At 60.9% G+C, this 19,411-nt stretch carries 16 protein-coding genes and 2 pseudogenes; 8 read left to right on the top strand and 10 right to left on the bottom strand.

The features are described from left to right. Positions 1–409 precede the first annotated feature (409 nt). Positions 410–1,561, bottom strand: coding sequence for an MFS transporter (locus PSH79_RS18080; protein ID WP_305438802.1), 1,152 nt, complete (start codon positions 1,559–1,561; stop codon positions 410–412). A 236-nt stretch (positions 1,562–1,797) separates the two neighbouring features. Between PSH79_RS18080 and PSH79_RS18075 the strand changes: the two genes are divergently transcribed. Then, entirely contained in the window at positions 1,798–2,784 is a 987-nt protein-coding gene (locus tag PSH79_RS18075; RefSeq protein ID WP_305438801.1) for a diaminopimelate epimerase, read from the top strand. 10 nt (positions 2,785–2,794) lie between these two features. On the opposite strand, the gene PSH79_RS18070 is transcribed toward PSH79_RS18075, so the two are convergent. The 6 genes from PSH79_RS18070 to PSH79_RS18045 all read right to left on the bottom strand — a co-directional run bounded on the left by PSH79_RS18070 (position 2,795) and on the right by PSH79_RS18045 (position 9,832). After that, a complete protein-coding gene (locus tag PSH79_RS18070) occupies positions 2,795–4,363 on the bottom strand; it encodes a glucan 1,4-alpha-maltotetraohydrolase domain-containing protein (protein WP_305438800.1) in 1,569 nt (522 codons plus the stop codon). Between the two features lie 199 nt (positions 4,364–4,562). Further along, positions 4,563–5,798: a cytosine deaminase gene (codA, locus tag PSH79_RS18065; protein WP_305438799.1), complete on the bottom strand. Its 1,236-nt coding sequence runs from the start codon at positions 5,796–5,798 to the stop codon at positions 4,563–4,565. A 14-nt stretch (positions 5,799–5,812) separates the two neighbouring features. Further along, the gene (gene codB / locus PSH79_RS18060; protein WP_305438798.1) at positions 5,813–7,084 is read right to left on the bottom strand and encodes a cytosine permease; all 1,272 of its coding nucleotides are present in this window, start codon (positions 7,082–7,084) and stop codon (positions 5,813–5,815) included. A gap of 271 nt (positions 7,085–7,355) precedes the next feature. Further along, positions 7,356–8,168, bottom strand: coding sequence for an alpha/beta fold hydrolase (locus tag PSH79_RS18055; RefSeq protein ID WP_305438797.1), 813 nt, complete (start codon positions 8,166–8,168; stop codon positions 7,356–7,358). 142 nt (positions 8,169–8,310) lie between these two features. Continuing rightward, on the bottom strand, positions 8,311–8,667 hold the full coding sequence (queD, locus tag PSH79_RS18050) for a 6-carboxytetrahydropterin synthase QueD (RefSeq protein WP_007915588.1): 357 nt from the start codon (positions 8,665–8,667) through the stop codon (positions 8,311–8,313). 85 nt (positions 8,668–8,752) lie between these two features. Further along, complete coding sequence (locus tag PSH79_RS18045; RefSeq protein WP_305438796.1) at positions 8,753–9,832, bottom strand: patatin-like phospholipase family protein; 1,080 nt, start codon at positions 9,830–9,832, stop codon at positions 8,753–8,755. A 247-nt stretch (positions 9,833–10,079) separates the two neighbouring features. Between PSH79_RS18045 and PSH79_RS18040 the strand changes: the two genes are divergently transcribed. Genes PSH79_RS18040 through PSH79_RS18025 form a run of 4 tightly spaced genes read left to right on the top strand, consistent with a single transcriptional unit; the run spans position 10,080 to position 12,681 of the window. Continuing rightward, complete coding sequence (locus tag PSH79_RS18040) at positions 10,080–10,388, top strand: PepSY domain-containing protein (protein ID WP_305438795.1); 309 nt, start codon at positions 10,080–10,082, stop codon at positions 10,386–10,388. Continuing rightward, positions 10,388–10,699, top strand: a complete 312-nt coding sequence (locus PSH79_RS18035) for a PepSY domain-containing protein (RefSeq protein ID WP_305438794.1) — start codon at positions 10,388–10,390, stop codon at positions 10,697–10,699. The genes PSH79_RS18040 and PSH79_RS18035 overlap by 1 nt, the downstream gene beginning before the upstream one ends. Before the next feature lie 3 nt (positions 10,700–10,702). After that, complete coding sequence (locus PSH79_RS18030; protein ID WP_305438793.1) at positions 10,703–11,371, top strand: response regulator transcription factor; 669 nt, start codon at positions 10,703–10,705, stop codon at positions 11,369–11,371. Then, entirely contained in the window at positions 11,368–12,681 is a 1,314-nt protein-coding gene (locus PSH79_RS18025) for a sensor histidine kinase (protein WP_305438792.1), read from the top strand. The genes PSH79_RS18030 and PSH79_RS18025 overlap by 4 nt, the downstream gene beginning before the upstream one ends. Positions 12,682–12,813: 132 nt before the next feature. Here PSH79_RS18025 and PSH79_RS28205 read toward each other — a convergent pair whose 3' ends face one another. Beyond that, positions 12,814–13,518, bottom strand: a complete 705-nt coding sequence (locus tag PSH79_RS28205) for a methyl-accepting chemotaxis protein (RefSeq protein WP_370872671.1) — start codon at positions 13,516–13,518, stop codon at positions 12,814–12,816. A gap of 201 nt (positions 13,519–13,719) precedes the next feature. Next, positions 13,720–13,776 (bottom strand): annotated as a pseudogene (locus PSH79_RS28200) (hypothetical protein); the annotation flags it as partial. 1,479 nt (positions 13,777–15,255) lie between these two features. On the opposite strand from PSH79_RS28200, the gene PSH79_RS18015 reads away from it, so the two are divergent. The 3 genes and pseudogenes from PSH79_RS18015 (at position 15,256) to PSH79_RS28190 (ending at position 18,357) form a co-directional block, all read left to right on the top strand. Then, positions 15,256–16,572, top strand: coding sequence for a Na+/H+ antiporter family protein (locus PSH79_RS18015; RefSeq protein WP_305438790.1), 1,317 nt, complete (start codon positions 15,256–15,258; stop codon positions 16,570–16,572). A 102-nt stretch (positions 16,573–16,674) separates the two neighbouring features. After that, a pseudogene (locus tag PSH79_RS28195) lies at positions 16,675–17,451 on the top strand (cache domain-containing protein); the annotation flags it as partial. Positions 17,452–17,535: 84 nt separating this feature from the next. Beyond that, a complete protein-coding gene (locus tag PSH79_RS28190) occupies positions 17,536–18,357 on the top strand; it encodes a methyl-accepting chemotaxis protein (RefSeq protein ID WP_370872670.1) in 822 nt (273 codons plus the stop codon). Positions 18,358–18,466: 109 nt separating this feature from the next. Here PSH79_RS28190 and PSH79_RS18005 read toward each other — a convergent pair whose 3' ends face one another. After that, complete coding sequence (locus PSH79_RS18005) at positions 18,467–19,402, bottom strand: LysR family transcriptional regulator (RefSeq protein ID WP_305438788.1); 936 nt, start codon at positions 19,400–19,402, stop codon at positions 18,467–18,469. Positions 19,403–19,411 lie beyond the last annotated feature (9 nt).

Here is a 19,411-nt window from a genome sequence, read left to right as displayed (position 1 = left end):
TAGGGTTCCGCCCTTACGGCGGGTCACTTTGGCAAACGCCCCAAAGTAACCAAAGGTCTGTGCCCTGACGTTCGGCCCTCGCTTTGGCTCGGGTTCCTTCGCTGCGGGATTGATCCGGGGGCAGTCGCCTGCGGTTTGCTGCGCTGCACCTCCTCTCGATGTGTTTGGCTACGCCAAACGGTCGCTGCGCTCCCACCCCCGGATGGACACCGTAGCGAGGGAACACTGAGCCTCAGCGAAGTGCCGTACGCCAGGGGCAAAGCCTTTTGCTTACTTTTCGCTGGGCCGGCATTCCGGCGTTTTGAAAAGTGAGTCGCTGTAAGAGCGAAACCGCCAGTGGCAACACCCGCGGCAAAGGATATGCCCCCAATCCCAACCCCAAAACAACAATCTGGCAGATGCACCAAGTTCAGACTCTCAATACCTTCCCACCAATCGCCACCGCCACCAGCAGCACTGCCATCAGCCCAAAAGCAAAACTCAAACTACTGGCATGGGCAACAAAACCAATCACCGCCGGTCCCGCCAGAATCCCCGCATAACCCAACGTAGTAATCGCCGGCACTGCGATGCTTTCCGGCATCACCGTCTGCTTGCCCACCGCCGTATACAGCACCGGCACGATGTTCGAACAGCCGGCACCGACCAGCGCATAACCGACCAGTGCGGCCTCCCAGCTCGGTGCAAACGTCGCCAGAAACAGTCCGGCGGATGCCAACAGACCGCCAAACAGAATGATCCGCGTCGCCCCGACAATCCGAACAATCCGGTCACCCATCAAACGTCCGGCGGTCATGGTCAGGGCAAATGCCGCATAACCGAGTCCGGCATAGGCGGTGTCGATCCCGCGCTCTTGCGCCAGGAACACCGCGCTCCAGTCCAGCGCCGCGCCTTCGGTGAGGAAGACGATAAAGCACATCCCGCCAATGAACAGCACGATGCCGTGGGGAATGGCGAAGGCGGGGCCTGAGCTTTCGCTGCCGTAGGGCAACATGTGCGGTACACACTTGAACAACGCGGCGATCAACACCGCCACCACCACCAGCATCGCGCCCAGCGGCGACAGGCCGAGGCCGAGCAGGGCACTCACGCCGGCGGCGCCGACGATCCCGCCGAGGCTGAACAAGCCGTGAAAGCCCGACATCATGTTTTTGCCGCTGGCCCGTTCGACGATCACCGCTTGCAGGTTCACTGTCGAATCCACCGTGCCAAGCCCGGCGCCAAACATGAACAGCGTGGCGATCAACGCCGGAATCGACGACACCGTCGCCAGCAGCGGCAACGCCACACAGATCAGCAAGGTGCCGCCAGTCGCCACTCTGCGGCAGCCGAAGCGCGTGGCGAGAATCCCCGCCATCGGCATCGCCAGAATCGAACCGACCCCCAGACACAAGAGCAACAGCCCCAGTGTGCCCTCATCAAGCCCGGCACGCGCCTTGGCATACGGCACCAGTGGCGCCCACGCGGCAATGCCGAGCCCGGCGATGAAGAAAGCGATGCGCGTGGACATCTGTTGCAGGCGTCCGGGGACGAAAGTGTCTTGGGGGTTGAGGCTGGTCATATCGATCCTTGGCAAAAAACGTCGCGTCCCCGAAGGACATTGATTCAGCGTCGAGGTTCGATCGCAGCTGTTCCGGGGACGTGCAGCCGACATCCTAACCTGTAGGAGCGAGCCTGCTCACGATAGCGGTGGATCTGTCGATATTTTTCCCCGACACACCGCTATCGCCAGCAGCCTCACCCCTGCAGCGGATTGCGGTTTACAGTGGACTTCTTTGGCTGCAAGGAGAAAAAGTGATGACGCAGTTCTATGATGCCCGAGGCAATATCTACGGCGTAATCTCACCTGCAGCATTGCAGGAGGCGGGCATTGATTTGCCTGCAAACGCCATCGAATGTGCCTCGGCGCGTCAGTCGTGGAGTGAGGCGGCGATCAAGCTCTGCTGCGATTGGCCTGAAGGCCAGCGTCCGGCGAACAGCAAGTCCCACCGCAGCGACGGTTTGCTGATCGGCCCGTTTCAGGCATCGGCGCCATTTGACGTGCTGATCGTCAACACCGACGGTACCTTGGCCGAGCGCAGTGGCAACGGCCTGACGATTTTCTCGCAAGCCCTGACCGAACAGGGCCTGATGCCGGAGCACGGGGCGTTGCTACGTGTTCATCACGACAAGGGCGAGCCGGTGGAGACTTCGGTGAAGTCTGCTGAAGTCGAAGGTGTAAAGGGTTTCTGGCTCGACCTCGGCCAACCCGCATTCGGGCCCCAAGCGGTCGGTGCGCAGAATGTTCAAAGCAGTCGATTCAATGGTCGTGAAGTGAGCCAAGTCCAACCCTTGGGGCAACTTGACTCCGCATGGAACCATAGCCAATTCGTGCGCATCGGTAATCCGCATTGCGTGACGTTGCTGACAGACGTTGCCGGGTTACCGAGTAACGAGCAGATGCGCGAATCGCCACTGGCCCAGGGCTTGACCCGTATTGCCTACGCCAAGCCGACCGGCGCGGGAGAACCGTGCCCGGCAGGCGTCAACTTGCAATGGGCCGTGCGTGAGTCGGAGCAGCGAATCGTCGCGCGGGTGTTCGAGCGCGGTGAAGGGCCGACGGCGTCTTCCGGCACCAGCGCCAGTGCGGTGGCGTGTGCGGCGTGGCGTGTCGGTTGGGTCGCGGCGGGTGAAGTTCAGGTGGTGATGCCCGGCGGAACCGCGCCCATTCTGCTGCAGACCCAAGCGGGCGAACTGACCGGCGTGCAACTGTTTGGCGCAGCGCTGCGGACAGGGAATCGCTGACAATTCGCGATCAAAACCGCCCGACCGTGTCGGCTACAACGCCGCTGGTGAACGAATTATTCGCCCCCGGTTGCCAGTAGATCGGCGAAGCATTCTGCCCGCGCACGATGCACTTCCATTCGAGTGTCTGCTGCGCGGGTACTTCGATGCTCGCGCTCCAGCGATTGCCTGTGGCGGTCAGCGCAATCGCGTGCTGTGGATCCCACGCGCCAAACTCCAGAGACGAGCCCGCGGCGTACACCCCTTCACCCGGTTGCGGGTTGGCGTTTTCGCAGTGGACGTTGACCGCGACTGCCGCCGATTGCGCCGGTCTGCTCCAGATGCGGATATCGCCGTTGTCCCACGTCAGCGTCGGTGCGCCCATGCCCTCGGGTAACCGTTGCAGATCGGATTTGAGCGCAATCACCAAGGTTCCACTTGCACCTGAGGTCGTGGCCACCAGCCCCGAATATTGGGTGTTGAAGCGGATCGGCGAGTCGGCCCGGATGGCAGCACTTTTACGTAGCTTAATGAGCTGCCGGATGAGTTGGTCGCGCTGCCAATCGTACATGTGCGGCCAATACACAGTCGGCGTACCGGGACTGCTGAGGATGTACGCGTACGCCAGATTGACCTGCGCATCGGGCAGCGCCCAATGATGTTGTCCGCCGTAGGCGCCGGGCGAATAGCCGGTGTCATGATTGTCGACGAACGTTACCGCAATCGCGCGCCAGGCGGGATCCGGGTTGCCGTTCAAACCATGGCGCCATTCGGCGAGCGAGCCATTTTGCATGCGCTCCTTGAGCGCGAAGTCGAACACGGTGCAATGCGAGCGATCCGACCAATCCTTGAGCACGTCCTGCCAACTGGCAGAGCGCCGCCAGTCACCTTCAGGATATTCGTCAGGGCCTTTCCAGTTCTCCCCGACACAGAACTGCCGGCTGCCAAGGGCGTTCATCCAGCGGTCTACCGTCTCCGGAGCGTAACCGCGGACGAAATCAAAGCGCAGGCCCTGTGCACCATAGTTGTCGCGCAGATTGATGAATTCGTTCTTGAAGGTCTCGAACACTCTGGGATTGGCTGTGTTCAGGTCTGCCTCCCCATCCATGAACGCATCGCCCTCATCACATTGCAGGCAATCGTGGCGCCATTCATGGCTGCCGCGGGGGAACATTGACGTGACCGCCTTATCATCGCGCATGTGATTGGGCACCACGTCGTATACAACTTTGACGCCGGCAGCGTTGAGCGCCGCTGCCGCCTGTTTAAGCTGCTGATCGCTACCGTACCGGCTGTTTTTGTCGAAGCTGCTCCAGAAATAACCTTCACCGCCGCCGCTGCTCTGCGCGCTGCTCCAACTGGAGGTATCGGTCCAGACCGGCGGCAACCAGATCAGCGTGAACCCGTCGTAGCCGATGGTTGCAGCCTTTTGCAAGAGCACCGAATCCCACGGCTCGGAATTACGGCTTGAGTTCCAGTGAAACCCTTGCAGCATTATCTCTTCGCCACTGCCGTTGCGAACTGCAGCGTTAGCGGTAAGCGTCGCGGTGAAGGTCAGGCATAGCCAGACAAACAGCTTGAGCGGTGAAATCGCGTTCATGGTCGTCCTCTCCGGATCCGTCGATCCCAAGAGGACACAGTGAGTCTGTTCGCTGAGCGTGTCGCCTGTCAGATCTGACAGGTTTGCTCTACTGTTTCGCGATAAGAACAGCGCACGCCATAACCGTAAATGTGCTTTACCTGGCTACACGGATTCAGTCAGTCGACGACCACAACCTGATGACGTCGGCTGCCATACCTCACATAAATTCCACCACCGGCATCTGCCGCTTCATCAGCACCTCGCCGCCACGAATCGAATACAGCGGCAGACCCTGACTGCGAATAACCTCGTAATCGCTGTCCGCCGACAGAATCAGCAGGTTCGCCGGGCGCCCCTGTTCCAGGCCGTATCGCTCGCCCAGGTTCATGGCTTTGGCGCTGTTGTCGGTCACCAGATCCAGCGCACTTTGCAGGTTGCGGTAACCGAGCATGTGGCAGATGTGCAGCCCGGCTTCCAGCACGCGCAGGATATTGCCGTTGCCCAGCGGATACCACGGATCGACGATGGAATCCTGGCCAAAACACACGTTCATCCCGGCTTCCAGCAACTCGTTCACCCGGGTCACGCCACGGCGTTTCGGGAAGTTGTCAAAGCGGCCTTGCAGGTGAATGCTTTCGGTCGGACAGGAGACAAAACTGATCCCGGAATGGCCGAGCAGGCGGAACAGTTTGGCGCAGTAGGCGTTGTCGTAAGAGCCCATCGCCGTGGTGTGGCTGGCGGTGACAAGGGCGCCCATGTCGCGGCTGCGTGCCTCTTCGGCGAGCACTTCAAGGAAGCGCGAATGCGGGTCGTCGGTTTCGTCGCAATGCACGTCGACCAGGCAACCGGTGCGTTCGGCCAGGTCCATCAGGAACTTCACCGAACTCACACCCTGATCGCGGGTGTACTCAAAGTGCGGAATCCCGCCGACCACGTCCGCGCCCATGCGGATCGCTTCTTCCATCAGCTCGCGGCCGTTGCGGTATGACTCGATGCCTTCCTGCGGGAACGCAACGATTTGCAGGTCGATCAGATGCCGGCTTTCCTCGCGCACTTCAAGCATGGCTTTGAGTGCAGTGAGTTGCGGGTCGGTGACATCGACGTGGGTGCGCACGTGCTGGATGCCGTGGGCGGCCAAGGTCTGAATGGTTTTCTTGGCGCGGGTCTTGGTGTCTTCTTCGGTGATGGTGACCTTGCGCTCGCCCCAGCACTCAATGCCTTCGAACAGCGTGCCGCTCATGTTCCAGCGCGGCTCGCCAGCGGTGAGGGTGGCGTCGAGGTGAATGTGCGGCTCGACGAAGGGCGGCACCACCAGATTGCCGCCGGCGTCGAGGTCGTCCGGGCCGAGGGACGGCGCTTCGGTCTGCCGGGCGATGCTGCGGATCAGCCCGTCCTCAAGGTGCAATTCGTGCAAACCTTCCTGGTTGCGCAGTCGGGCGTTGATGATGTGCATCAGGCAAATCCTTCTTATAGGTCTTGTAGTGGCGCGCTGGCGCGGCGGGCGCCGAGCAGGCCGGTGACGATGACATACGTTAGCGCGGCAGCGGCGATGCCTACCAGCGGCGCAACCCACGGCGAGCTGAACGCCGCGATAGTGCCGACCCCGTAAGCCCCGAGGCCCGGCCAGTTGAAGGCCGGCAGCCGTGCGTCGGCCAGGCGCGGATAGTGCCCGCGCCAGCGGAAGAAGAAGTCGGCCATGATCACCCCGCCAATCGGTGGAATCACCGTGCCGAGCAGAATCAGATACGGCACCAGCATGTCGTACATGCCCAGCAGGGCGAGCAGGGTGCCGATCACTGCGCCGGCCAGGGTCACGGTCTTGCGTCGGCCGGTGCGCAGCAGATTGCAGCCGGCGACGGCGAAGTTGTAGATGGTGTTGTCCTGGGTACTCCAGATATTGAGTAGCAGCATGGCCATCGCGGCCATGGCGAAGCCTTGCAGGAGCAGCACTTCCACCACGTCCGGCTGCTGATAAACGATGGCACCGTACGCACCGATCAGCACCATCAAGCCGTTGCCGATGAAAAAACCGATCAGGCTGGCCAGCACCGCGACTTTTGCCGAGCGCGAAAAGCGCGTCCAGTTGGTCGCCTGGGTCGCGCCGCTGACGAAGGTGCCGAACACCAGGGTGATCGCGGTCGACCAGTCAAGCGAGCCGCTTGGCACCACGCTGAGCAAGCCCTCGAAACCGCCGACTTTCACCGTCGCCACCCACATCGACAACATCAACAGCAGCATCATCGCCGGCACCGCGATGTACGACAGAATCTCCAGGCCGCGATAACCGACATACGCCGTGGCGCAAAACACCAGGCCGAACAACACCATCAGAACCAGAACGGTGCCTTCGCCCAGCTCAAAGTATTTACCGAGCACCACCGCAGCGGTCGCTGTGCCCCAGGCGTACCAGCCTATCTGGGTGAAACCGAGGATCAGGTCGCTGAGCTTGCTGCCGACTTCACCGAAACAGAAACGGCCCATCAGAACCGAATTGAGGCCGCTTTTGAAGGCGATGTAGCCCAGCCCCGCCGCATAGAGGCCGAGCAGCAGGTTACCGACGATGATCACCGCCATCATCTCGGCAAAACTGAACGCCACACCGAGCTTGCCGCCGGCAAACATGGTCGCGGTGAAGAAGGTGAAACCCAGCAGCACCATCGCTGTGGAGGCCAGGCCTTTGCGCGCGTGCATGGGGACTTCGCTGAGGGGGTAATCGTTACCGGGATCGTTTTGCGTCATGGGGCGTTCCTTGCTGAAAAGGGGAGACGCGGGGAGGGTTGCAGTGGTCGTGCCAAACCGGAAGTTGCCGGGTATGTATAGACGAGCCAGCATTTTTTTGGCGCGAAAGCGGTGCACCCTCTGCAACGAAGCACAATGTGGGGGCTGCCAGGATTTTATGTGCAACGATCCTGTAGGAGCTGCCGCAGGCTGCGATCTTTTGACTTTGATCTTTAAAAGCAAGATCAAAAGATCGCAGCCTTCGGCAGCTCCTACAGGGGGATTTTTGGGCTCAGAGAAATCGCAGCAGGGCGGCGACGATGGCTTCAGGGGCGTCTTCCTGGACGAGGTGGCCGGCGTGGGGGATTGGGTGGAATTGTGAGCCGGGGATCAAGTTGTGTAACGCGAGGCCACGTTCTATCGGGATCCACTGATCCTCTTCACCCCAGAGAATCTGCACCGGGCAACGGATCGCCGAGTACAAACTTTCAGCTTCACGGGTATAGCGCTCATCCATCTGCGCGATCTGCCGATAGAACGCCGCTTGCCCCGGATCGCCGAGCCACGGCTGCACGTACGGGGCCAGTTCATCATCGGGAATATCCCGGTGAATCGCCCCGCGAATGTAGGTTGGCACGATGGCGCGCTGGATGTAGTCCGGCAGGCCGCTGAACGCCGCTTCATGCTGGCGCACGTGCTGCACGAACGGCGACCCCCACGGCGTCAGCGCCACCGGGTCGATCAGCGTCAGGCTGCGGTAATCCTTGTCGTTGAGCAGATGCGTGCGCAGTACCGTGGCGCCGCCGAAGTCGTGGGCGACTACGTCGGGGCGCTGGATGTTCCAGTGATCGAGCAGGTGCGCGAGGAGTTGGTTTTGCACGCCGAGTGACACGTCGGCGTCCGGTTTTTCCGAGCGCCCGTAGCCGAGCAAATCGAAATAATGCACGCGGTGTGTGGCGAAAAAATGCGGTGCGATGCGATGCCAGACATAGGACGAGAAGGGCGTGCCATGCACAAACACCAGCGGCGGGCCGTCGCCGCGTACGGCATGACGTATTTGTCGGCCATGGAAATCAAAGACCTGATCCAGCAGCCAGTCCGTCATGGGCCTGTCCTCTTGGCGGGTTTGAGCCAAGAAGCATAGGCATAAAAAAACAGCCGTAAAGGCTGTTCTCTATTTCCCTGGATAAACACCGATCCCGTAGGAACTGCCGGAGGCTGCTCCTACACGGGGTATCGGTGTTGGATCATTCGCCGCGATAGATGCAACCGCTGGTGCAGGTCTCATGAATACGGATCGCGCTGAGTTCCGGCAGCAGCGGTTTCATTTCATTCCAGATGAATTTGGCCAGCACTTCACTGGTCGGGTTTTCCAGGCCTGGAATGTCATTCAGGTAGTTGTGATCCAGACGCTCGTACAGCGGCTTGAAGATTGCCTTGATCTCGGAGAAATCACGGATCCAGCCAGTGTGCGGATCGAGGTCGCCGCTCAGGTGAAGCGCCACTTTGAACGAGTGACCGTGCAGACGCCCGCACTTGTGGCCGTCCGGGACGTGCGGCAGGCGGTGGGCGGATTCGAAGGTAAACTCTTTGAAGATTTCCACAGTAGTTTCGGCTCTGTTCAGATGGCGTTCGCCGCAGCGATTCGGGCAGGCGGCGAGTTTACCAGAGCTCTGCGCAAAACACTGACTAAAGGGTCAGCAAGCGCTCGGCGAGGCGACCGTTGGCAGTCAGTTCGAGGAATTCGTCGCCCAGTCGGCGGCTCTCGTCCATCGCGGCGTGCCAGTATTTTTGTCGGCTCTGCGCATCGCCCATGAAGCGTTTGAAGTCGTTCCGGTCAGGGAGTTTGCCGTAGGGCAGGCGCGCCAGATATTCCTTCGACGGTGCGAGCAACAGCACATCTTGCAGGCGCTCCACCGAAGCGCGGCGCCATGGCAGGGTCTTGTCGAACCAGCCCGGAATCACCCGGTCGGTGAAGTGTGGATAGAGCACGATGCCGTCGCCGCTGTAAGGGAGGTCGAGGTGATAGTCGAGCAGACCGCCATCGCGGAACGTCCCGGCACCGGCGCCCGGCAAGTCGCGCACACCTTCCATGACCATCGGGATCGAGCCCGAGGCCAGCAGTGCCTGGCGCAGATTGCCGGCGTTGAGCGCGACGAAGCGCGACGGGAAATCGTTCAGTGCGTTGACCGGCGGTGCCAGACGCGGGTCGTGGATGATCAGCCGTTCAAAGTGCCGCGACAGCCGCGCGCGGCCACGCAGGTTGTCGGCGATCACCGAACCCAGCGCCAGTCCCAGTCGGCCGCGATGGTCGTCAGCGAGGCGGCCCTGACTTTTCACCACCATGATGTTCAAGCGGTAATCGGCGTTGTTCAGAATGCTCGCGTCGCGACCGTCGAGCAGGTCATTGAGCATGCGCTGCGAGCTCTGACTGATCTCGGCCATGGTCACGCCTTTGTTGAAATTCTGCTCGGCGTACAGATGACCGAGACGGCGGATGCCTTCGGCGGCATCCGGCAGGCAGGCGCTGGCGAAGCGCCAGGAACCGACCGATGCGCCGATCAGCGAACGCTCGCGCGGCGCACTCGGCAGCCATTCACCGAACAGCGCAAGATCCAGCCCCTGAATCCCCAACGCCTTCGGCCCACCGGCCGCGCCGGGCAGGGTGCCGACGTCGGCAGCGTTCAGGCCCTGAGCACGAATGCGCGCCATGGCGCGAGGGCCGGCCTTGAGGGTGAGGGCGGGGAATTTGATGTGGATGGCTGTCATACCGGTCTCGATCGTTAGCAAGCGAACAATTATAGAGCCACTCTGGATCCTTGTGGGAGCGAGCCTGCTCGCGAAAGCGTTGTATCAGAGACGTGAATGTTGAATGACACACCGCATTCGCGAGCAGGCTCGCTCCCACAGGGGGAGAGAGGTATTGCTCTGGGGCAATGATGGCAATTCAGTTTCAGTTAAGTTCATCCCGCTAAGGTGCCCACCGTACGCAACACATAAAAATTACGGAGACACCATGAAAACCCTGACTGCCCTGTCCCTCGCCTCGATCATCGGCCTCACCGCCAGCCTCGCTCATGCACGCGATCTGGGTCCCGATGAAGCCCTGCGTCTGCGCGACGCTGGTACTATCGTCTCCTTCGAGAAGCTCAATGCCACGGCACTGGCCAAACACCCGGGTTCGACGATCACCGAAACCGAGCTGGAAGAAGAGTACGGCAAGTACATCTATCAGGTCGAAATGCGTGATCCGCAAGGTCTGGAGTGGGATCTGGAATTAGACGCGGTCAGCGGGCAGGTTCTCAAGGATCATCAGGATACGTAATGAAGGTTAATGTTCGCGCCACCAGCCGTACTGCGTTGGCGCTTGTGATTTTCTGCTCGACGACAATGGCCCGCGACCTCGATCAGGACGAAGCCCTGAAGCTGCGTGAGCGCGGGGTGATCCTGCCGCTGGAGCAAGTGCTGCAGCAGGCCATGGATCGCTATCCGGGCGCGAAACTGCTGGAAGTCGAGCTGGAAGAGAAACACGACGTCTATATTTATGAAGTCGAGTTGCTGACCGCCGAGGGTGTCGCGCGCGAGCTGCACCTGAAGGCCGATACCGGCGAACTCGTGAAAGACAAGGAAGATTGATCGATGCGTTTGCTTCTGGTGGAAGACCACGTACCGCTGGCCGACGAATTGATCGCCGGCCTGCAACGCCAAGGCTATGCGGTGGATTGGCTGGCGGACGGGCGCGATGCGGTGTATCAGGGCAGCAGCGAGCCCTATGACCTGATCATCCTCGACCTCGGCTTGCCCGGTGTACCGGGGCTTGAGGTGCTGGCGCAGTGGCGCGCGGGCGGCTTGTCGATCCCGATGCTGATCCTGACCGCGCGCGATTCCTGGGCTGAACGCATCGAAGGCCTCAAGGCCGGCGCCGACGATTACCTGACCAAACCGTTTCACCCCGAAGAGCTGCACCTGCGGGTGCAGTCGCTGTTACGCCGCTCCAAGGGCCAGGCCAACCAAAGCACGCTCAAGGCCGCCGGCCTGCACCTGGACGAGGGTCGCCAATGCGTGACCCGCGACGGTGCCGACATTCTGCTGACCGCCGCCGAATTCCGCCTGCTGCGCTATTTCATGCTGCACCCGGAACAGATCCTCTCTAAAAGCCACCTCGCCGAACACCTCTACGACGGTGAAACCGAGCGTGATTCCAACGTTCTCGAAGTCCACGTCAATCACCTGCGCCGCAAGCTCGGCAAAAGCGTGATCGAAACCCGTCGCGGTCAGGGTTACCTGTTCGGCGGGCAAGCTTCGTGAGGTCGATCCAGCGCCGCTTGAGCCTGGGGTTGATCAGCGTGATGGTGGTTGTTGGCCTGGTGCTGGCGCAAACCAGTCTTTGGTTGTTTGAAATGGGTTTGCAGCGCTACCTCGAAGCCGGGTTGCGCAACGACAGTGAAAGCTTGCTGGTGGCGCTGGTGCGTGGTCCGCAGGGTTTGCAACTGGATGAACGACACTTGTCGCCGGCCTATCAGCGGCCGTTTTCCGGGCATTATTTCCGCATCGACTTTGCCGATAGCCATTGGCGCTCGCGCTCGTTGTGGGATCAGGACTTGCCGCTGCTCGAACATCCCGGCCTGCACAGCAATCTGCAGTTGGGGCCGGACGGTCAGCAGTTGCTGGTGCTGCGTTCGGACTATCGCCGGCTGGGCCAGTCGATTTCGATCAGCGTCGCCCAGGATTACACCCCGGTGCGCGAGAGCTTTCAGCGCATGCGCCAGATCGGCCTCGGCCTGGGATTGGCCGGGTTGTTGCTGATTCTGTTTTTGCAACGCCTGACCGTGCGTCGCGCCTTGAAGCCGCTGGAAAAGGCCCGTGAACAAATCGCTCAATTGCAGCAGGGACAGCGTTCGCAGCTCGATGATCAGGTGCCGGTGGAACTGGAGCCGTTGGTGGCGCAAATCAACCATCTGCTGGCGCACACCGAAGACAGTCTCAAGCGCTCGCGCAATGCCTTGGGCAATCTGGGCCATGCGCTGAAGACACCGTTGGCGGTGTTGCTGAGTCTGGCGTCGAGCGAAAAACTCGATGGCCATCCCGAACTGCGCAAGATTCTCAAGGAACAACTGGAGCAAGTGCAGCAGCGGCTCAATCGTGAGCTTAATCGCGCACGTTTATCCGGGGATGCGCTGCCGGGGGCGCTGTTCGATTGCGACGCGGAACTGCCGGGACTGTTGGCGACCCTGAACATGATTCACGGTGAACATCTGGCGTTGAGCTACGTGGCGCCGCCGGGGCTGCAATTGCCGTGGGATCGTGAGGACTTGCTGGAACTGCTCGGCAACTTGCTGGATAACGCCTGCAAGTGGGCGGATGCCGAAGTGCGCTTGAGTGTGATTGAACGAACAGACGGCTTTGCCCTGAGCGTGGAAGATGACGGGCCGGGGATTCCAGAGGAGCAGCGTGCTCAGGTGTTCAGCCGTGGCGCGCGGCTGGATGAGCAGACTCACGGGCATGGTCTGGGATTGGGGATCGTGCGCGATATCGTCGATACATGGGGCGGATTGCTGGTGCTGGGCGAGAGCGAGTGGGGCGGATTGAAGGTGGTGATCGAGTTGCCTAAACGCTGATCACCCAAACACCACCAATCCCTTGTGGGAGCGAGCCTGCTCGCGAATGCGGTGGGTCAGACACATCATCGTTTACTGACACACCGCTTTCGCGAGCAGGCTCGCTCCCACATTGGGTTTTGCAATGGGCCGTCAGACCCGAAACTGATCCATCAAACTCTGCTGCTGATTCGCCAGGCTGTTCAGAGACTGACTCACCCGCGCCGACTCATTCGCCTGCCCGGACAACGACTCCGTCACATCGCGAATTGTCGCCACGTTGTTGTTGATCTCCTCAGCCACTGCACTCTGTTCCTCGGCGGCACTGGCAATCTGCAGGTTCATGTCGCTGATCACTGTCACCGCATCACCAATCTGCCGTAGCGCGGTCACCGCTTGGCCGACCTGCTCGACACTGCCCTGCGCCTGACGATGGCTGTTGCCCATTGAACCGACCACATCCTGCGTGCCGCTTTGCAGTTGCTCGATCACCTGACGGGTTTCTTCCACCGACTCCTGCGTGCGACGGGCGAGGTTGCGCACCTCATCGGCGACCACGGCAAAACCACGTCCGGCCTCACCTGCACGCGCCGCTTCGATAGCCGCATTGAGCGCCAGCAGGTTGGTCTGTTCGGCGATGGCGCGGATGGTTTCAAGCACGGCACCGATCTTCTCGCTGTTGGCGGCCAGCCCTTCGACTTGCACCATTGCCGCGCTCATGTCGGCGGCGAGGGTGTCGATGCTGGCGGTGGTGCGGTCGATCACGGTCAGGCCCTGACGGGTGGCGCGATCAGCGTCCTTGGCCGCTTCGGCCGCTTGCGCCGCACTGCGGGCGACGTCCTGCGCCGTGGCGCTCATTTCGTGGGACGCGGTGGCAACCTGATCGACCTGACGGTATTGCTGCTCCATGCCGGCGCTGGTCTGGGTGGCGATGGCCGACGACTGGTCGGCAGTGTTGCGCGCGTCCTGCACCGAGCGTTTTACCTCGGCGATGATCGGCTGCAACTTGTCGAGGAACTTGTTGAACCAACCGGCCAGTTGACCCAGTTCATCCTTCTTGTCATAGGCCAGACGTCGGGTCAGATCACCTTCGCCGCTGGCGATGTCTTCGAGCATGTGCGCGACACCGAGGATCGGTTTGGTCACGCTGCGCGCCATCAGCCACACCAGCAGCAGGCCGATCAACGCGGCCAGCACACCGAGGCTCAACTCGATCAGGGTGCCGGAATTATTGCTCGCATCCAGTTGCTGCTTGAGTGCCTCGGCACGCTCCACCAAAACTTTCTCCGGCACATCCAGTAACACCGCCCACGACGGTCCGCCCGGAATCGGCTGGAACGGCGACAGCACTTTCAACTGGCCGTTGCTGTGCAAGCTGCTGACGCTGTTGCTGGAGGCGAGCACGCGCAACAGTTCGCTGCCACTGGCCTTGTCCACGGCATCCAGACGCTGGCTGAGTTTGCCGGCATCCGGGCTGTAACCGGCCAGCAGGCCGACCGGGCTGATGATGCTCACGACGGTCTGGCCGTCGTAAAGCTTCTTGCTCGCGCCCTGACTGATTGCTTGGAGGCTGTTGAGGTTGATGTCCACCGACAGCGACGCGATGACCTTGCCGTTGACCATCAGCGGGAAAACGATGCTGGTCATCAGCACCTTCTGGCCGTCGATCACATAAAAGTACGGTTCGATCACGCACGGTTTGAGCGTGGTGCGCGGGCAGGTAAACCAGGCGTTGGCGGCCTGACCGCTGGGGCCGATGCTGATGTCGGTCATGTCGCTTTCCGGCAGGGCCATCGAGGTGACTTTGCCCGGGGTCGGCTGCGACCAGTACAGGGCAAAGCGGCCCTTGTCGTTGCTGCCCAGTTCGGCCTGGCCGGCGAACAACTCGTCCTTGCCGTCCAGTGCGTTGGCTTCGAACACCAGCGACAGGCCGAGCAAGTCAGGGTTGGCTTGCAGCGCCGATTTGACCTGGCGGGTCATGTCTTCGCGAAGGTCGAACGCATCGAGGAAGCGTTTCTCGGCCTGTTCACGCAGGAACAACACCTGTCGCGAAAACCCGTGGCCGTACTGATAGGCGTCCATGAACTGCTGACGAATGCCCGCCGCTTGCACCTCGCCCTGGGATTCGATGCGCGCCTGGGCCGACTCGGTGAGCATCTCCATGCTCGAAGCTTTCACCAGTTCGGAACTGTGCTCCATGCGATACAGCGAAAGACCCACCAACAGGGTCACGATACCGGCCAGGCAAAGCCCGGCGAGCAGGGTGATTTTCCATTGGATGGAAAGTTGTCTGAGCGACATGGAAACATCCTTATTCGATAAATATCTGAGACTTTGCACTGTAGCGGCCGCGTTTCGACTTTCTTTATGCTGGAAACACAATAGGGCCGATTGCCGCAGTCATTGCGCAGGAGGGCGGCTTCGCCACCCATCGGGGATAAATCCCCTCGCCACAGGGCTTTGACACTGCGGCCACTCTGCGGCACAGTGCGCGCCCTTTTAACAAGACCCTCTTTGCAAATCCGCCGGTGCTTCGTGGCGGACTCATCCTGTCTGGCGGTGAATTGTCCACCGCAGTGTTTTTGAGGTAGTGAAATGAATGCAGTGATTGCTGCGGTCGGCGTCATGCTGATCCTCAGTCTGTCCCGCGTGCACGTGGTGATCGCCTTGATCATCGGTGCATTGGTTGGCGGTTTGACCGGTGGCTTGGGCATCGACGCCACGCTCAAGGCGTTCAACAGTGGCCTGGGTGGCGGGGCGACGGTGGCGTTGTCCTACGCGTTGCTCGGTGCTTTCGCCGTGGCGATTGCCAAGTCGGGACTGGCCCATGCGTTGGCCGACAAGGCGCTGGCGATGGTCGATCGTCAACATTCGACGGGCGGCGGCAGCGTCAAATGGCTACTGATCGGCCTGTTGTGGGTGGTGGCGATTGCCTCGCAGAACATCCTGCCGATCCACATCGCGTTCATTCCGTTGCTGGTGCCGCCGCTTTTATATGTGCTGACCAAGCTGCAACTGGATCGCCGGTTGATCGCCTGCGTCATGACGTTCGGCCTGATCACGCCGTACATGTTCCTGCCGGTGGGTTTTGGCAACATCTTCCTCAATGAAATCCTGTTGGCCAACGTCGCGCGCAGCGGTGTCGACATCAGCGGTATCAACGTCACCCACGCCATGGGCATTCCGGCGCTGGGCATGGTGTTCGGCCTGGCAATGGCGTTCATCAGTTACCGCAAAAAGCGTGTTTACGATCTGACGAAGATCGAGCAGGTTGAACAGGTAGTCGTGCAGTACAACCCGATGAGTCTGATGATTGCCGGTGTGGCAATCGCGGCGGCATTCATCGTTCAACTGCTGTTGGACTCGATGATTATCGGCGCACTGGCCGGCTTCCTGATCTTCTCGGTATCGGGCATCGTCAAGTGGCGCGAGACCGATGACCTGTTCACCGAAGGCATGAAAATGATGGCAATGATCGGCTTTATCATGATCGCCGCCTCCGGGTTTGCCGAAGTGATGAAGGCCACCGGGCAGGTGCAGACACTGGTCGAGTCGTCGGCGTCGTGGATCAATCACAGCAAGGGTGTTGGGGCCTTGCTGATGCTGCTGGTGGGGCTGCTGGTGACCATGGGTATCGGTTCGTCGTTCTCCACCGTGCCGATTCTGGCGGCGATTTTCGTGCCGTTGTGCGTGCAATTGGGCTTTAGTCCGCTGGCCATCGTCTGCATTGTCGGCACCGCCGGCGCGCTGGGCGACGCCGGTTCGCCCGCCTCGGATTCGACCCTTGGCCCGACCTCCGGCCTGAACATTGACGGCCAGCATCACCACATCTGGGATACCGTGGTGCCGACCTTCCTGCATTACAACTTGCCATTGCTGGCGTTCGGCTGGGTGGCCGCGATGGTTCTCTGAACCCACAGGGGGATTGGGGGGAATTGCTGACTCAACTTTTGATCTGGCGTGCCGTTAAAGCCTTTAACCACGCCAATAAAATCAAAAGAGTGAGCTTCCCCCATGCGCTTGAGTCTCAAGGCCAAAGTCCTGTCCCTTGCCGTCCTTCCGGTATTGCTCTTTGCGCTGGTCATCAGCCTGACCACGCTGTTCATCCTCCAGGAACAGGCGCATAAAGAGGTCGAACAGACCCGCGAACGCCTGCTCGGCGACGCCAAGGCCACTCTGCAAAGTTACGTCGCCGTGGCCATGACCACGATCAAACCGCTGTATGACGCTGCCGTCCCCGGCGATGCCGAGTCGCGCGCGCAGGCGATCAAACTGCTGTCGGGCATTCGCTATGGCAAGGACGGCTACTTCTTCGGCTACGACTCCGAGACCGTGCGCCTGTTCAAGGCCAACGACCCTGAAGGCGTGGGTAAAAGCTTCAAGGACAACCGCGACCCGAACGGTGTTTACGTCAACCTCGGTCTGGTGAAAGTGGCGAAGGACGGCACCCACTATCTGCAATACAGCTCGCCGTTGCCGGGCAACGCAAAGGTGCTGGTGCCAAAACTCGGTTACACCGAATACCTGGCGAAATGGGACATGGCGGTCGGCACCTCGGTCAACCTTGACGGCATCGAAGCGCAGGTGGCGCAGGTTGAAGCGCAGGTGCAGGAACGTATGCAGGGCGTGATCTTCAGCATCGTCGGCGTGGCGGTGGTGGTGCTGTTGGTGATCGCGGCGGCGGGGATGCTGCTGGCCAACACGATTCTGCGTCCACTGACTCTGATGAAAGCCAACCTCGACGATATCGCGGCGGGCGAGGGCGACCTGACCCGTCGTTTGAACATCACCAGCCAAGATGAACTCGGCGAACTGGCCGGCTCGTTCAACCGTTTCGTCGACAAGATCCACGGCCTGGTGCGGCAGATCACCGAGATGACCACGCAACTGACCGGGCTGGTGACACAAGTGTCGGATCAGGCCCAGCGTTCGGATCAAGCCATGGAGCGCCAGCGCCACGAGACTGATCAGGTGGCCACGGCGATCAACGAAATGTCTGCCGCCGCCCAGGAAGTCGCCAAGAGCGCGCAAAACGCTGCGGTCGCGGCCCAGCAGACCGACGAAGAAGGCCAGAGCGCCAAACGCGTGGTGGCCGGCAGCATCAAACAGATTCATGCGCTGGTCGATGACATCCGCAACAGCGGTGTGTCGCTGGACAGTTTGCAGCAGGACGTGAGTTCGATTGTCGGCGTGCTCGGGGTGATTCGTTCGATTGCCGAACAGACCAACCTGCTGGCATTGAACGCGGCGATTGAAGCCGCGCGGGCCGGTGAGGCCGGGCGCGGGTTTGCCGTGGTGGCGGATGAAGTGCGAGCGCTGGCCAGTCGTACGCAGATCAGTACTCAGGAAATTCAGGGGATGATTGATCGCTTGCAGGCGGGCACGCAGTCTGCGGTGGAAGCGATGCGCCGTTCCAGCGAGGCGGGTGACGGTACCTCGCAGCAGGCCAATCAGGCCGGTGCTTCGCTGGATGCGATGGCTGAGCTGATCGCGACCATCAACTCGATGAACGCGCAGATTGCCAGTGCGGCCGAAGAGCAGACGGCGGTGGCCGAAGAGATCAACCGCAGCGTGCATCAGATTGCGGTGGCGGTGGACAGCGTGGCGGATGAGACCCAACTGGGAGCGCAGACTTCGCGCAGTCTGGCGGATCTGGGTCAGCGACTGGGCAAGCTGGTTGGGCAGTTCCGCATTTAAAACCGTCCACAACATCCCCTGTAGGAGCTGCCGCAGGCTGCGATCTTTTGCTCTTGCTGTTTAAAGGTCAAAAGATCGCAGCCTGCGGCAGCTCCTACACGGGGACTGATTAAGATCTGTCCCAGTACGGCACTTCCCCAAAACACTCGACAAAAAAATCAATCACCGTCCGCACCTTCACCGACAACCTTCTACTCCCCGGCCACAGCACCGCAATCTGCTGCGGCTCCAGGCTGTTCGACACCTGATACTCTCTCAGCACAGGCACCAGCGTGCCTTCGCGCACGGCTTCGCCAATCAGCCACGACGGAAACATCACCAGCCCCAGACCTTGTTCGGCGGCTTGGGTGAGGGTGTCGGCGTGGTTGCCGGTGATCGGGCCTTTGACCGAGTAGGGTGTCCAGTCGCCCTGACCCTGACGGAAAAACCAGCGTTGCTGGCCGGTCGCGCCTTTGTAGGCCAGGCATTGATGCTGCGCGAGTTCGTCGGGGTGTTGCGGTGTGCCGTGACGTTTGAGGTAAGCGGGGCTGGCCGCGACTTGAAAGCGATGCGGCGCAAGAATCCGCGCCTGCATGCTCGAATCGTGTAACGAGCCGATGCGGAACAGCAGGTCGGCACCTTCCTGCAACGGGTCGACGTAGTGGTCAGTCTGTTGGATATCCAGTTGCAGCTTCGGATAACGCGCGCACAACTGCCCCAGCCACGGCGTCAGATGGCGTTGGCCGAACACCACTGGCGCGTTGATTCGTACAAGCCCCGTGGGTTCGCTTTGCTGTTCCTGCAGCGCTTGCTCGGCTTCTTCCAGTTGCACCAGCACCAGCCGCGCATGATGGCCGAGCATGCGCCCGGCTTCGGTCGGCGTGACTGCGCGAGTGTGGCGGTAGAGCAATTGCTGGTTCAGCGCCTGCTCCATCAACTGAATCTGCCGTGAAATCGAGGAGGGTGCCACGCCTTCGCGGCGGGCGACTTCGGAGAAACTGCCGTGGTCGAGCACCGCCACAAACAGCCTGAGCGCTTTGAATCCGAGTTCGTTGAGCCCGTGCATGAATCATCC

Origin of the sequence: Pseudomonas sp. FP2196 (assembly GCF_030687715.1) — a bacterium.
In the GTDB taxonomy this organism is placed as follows: domain Bacteria; phylum Pseudomonadota; class Gammaproteobacteria; order Pseudomonadales; family Pseudomonadaceae; genus Aquipseudomonas.
Note: the sequence above shows the minus strand (reverse complement) of the source record. Positions and strands in the feature narration are given on the sequence as shown.

Coding starts and splice junctions, on each gene's coding strand:
- PSH79_RS18080 (WP_305438802.1), bottom strand. CDS start 1,561: ATGACCAGCCTCAACCCCCAAGACACTTTCGTCCCCGGACGCCTGCAA.
- PSH79_RS18075 (WP_305438801.1), top strand. CDS start 1,798: ATGACGCAGTTCTATGATGCCCGAGGCAATATCTACGGCGTAATCTCA.
- PSH79_RS18070 (WP_305438800.1), bottom strand. CDS start 4,363: ATGAACGCGATTTCACCGCTCAAGCTGTTTGTCTGGCTATGCCTGACC.
- codA (WP_305438799.1), bottom strand. CDS start 5,798: ATGCACATCATCAACGCCCGACTGCGCAACCAGGAAGGTTTGCACGAA.
- codB (WP_305438798.1), bottom strand. CDS start 7,084: ATGACGCAAAACGATCCCGGTAACGATTACCCCCTCAGCGAAGTCCCC.
- PSH79_RS18055 (WP_305438797.1), bottom strand. CDS start 8,168: ATGACGGACTGGCTGCTGGATCAGGTCTTTGATTTCCATGGCCGACAA.
- PSH79_RS18045 (WP_305438796.1), bottom strand. CDS start 9,832: ATGACAGCCATCCACATCAAATTCCCCGCCCTCACCCTCAAGGCCGGC.
- PSH79_RS18040 (WP_305438795.1), top strand. CDS start 10,080: ATGAAAACCCTGACTGCCCTGTCCCTCGCCTCGATCATCGGCCTCACC.
- PSH79_RS18035 (WP_305438794.1), top strand. CDS start 10,388: ATGAAGGTTAATGTTCGCGCCACCAGCCGTACTGCGTTGGCGCTTGTG.
- PSH79_RS18030 (WP_305438793.1), top strand. CDS start 10,703: ATGCGTTTGCTTCTGGTGGAAGACCACGTACCGCTGGCCGACGAATTG.
- PSH79_RS28205 (WP_370872671.1), bottom strand. CDS start 13,518: ATGAGCGCCACGGCGCAGGACGTCGCCCGCAGTGCGGCGCAAGCGGCC.
- PSH79_RS18015 (WP_305438790.1), top strand. CDS start 15,256: ATGAATGCAGTGATTGCTGCGGTCGGCGTCATGCTGATCCTCAGTCTG.
- PSH79_RS28190 (WP_370872670.1), top strand. CDS start 17,536: ATGACCACGCAACTGACCGGGCTGGTGACACAAGTGTCGGATCAGGCC.
- PSH79_RS18005 (WP_305438788.1), bottom strand. CDS start 19,402: ATGCACGGGCTCAACGAACTCGGATTCAAAGCGCTCAGGCTGTTTGTG.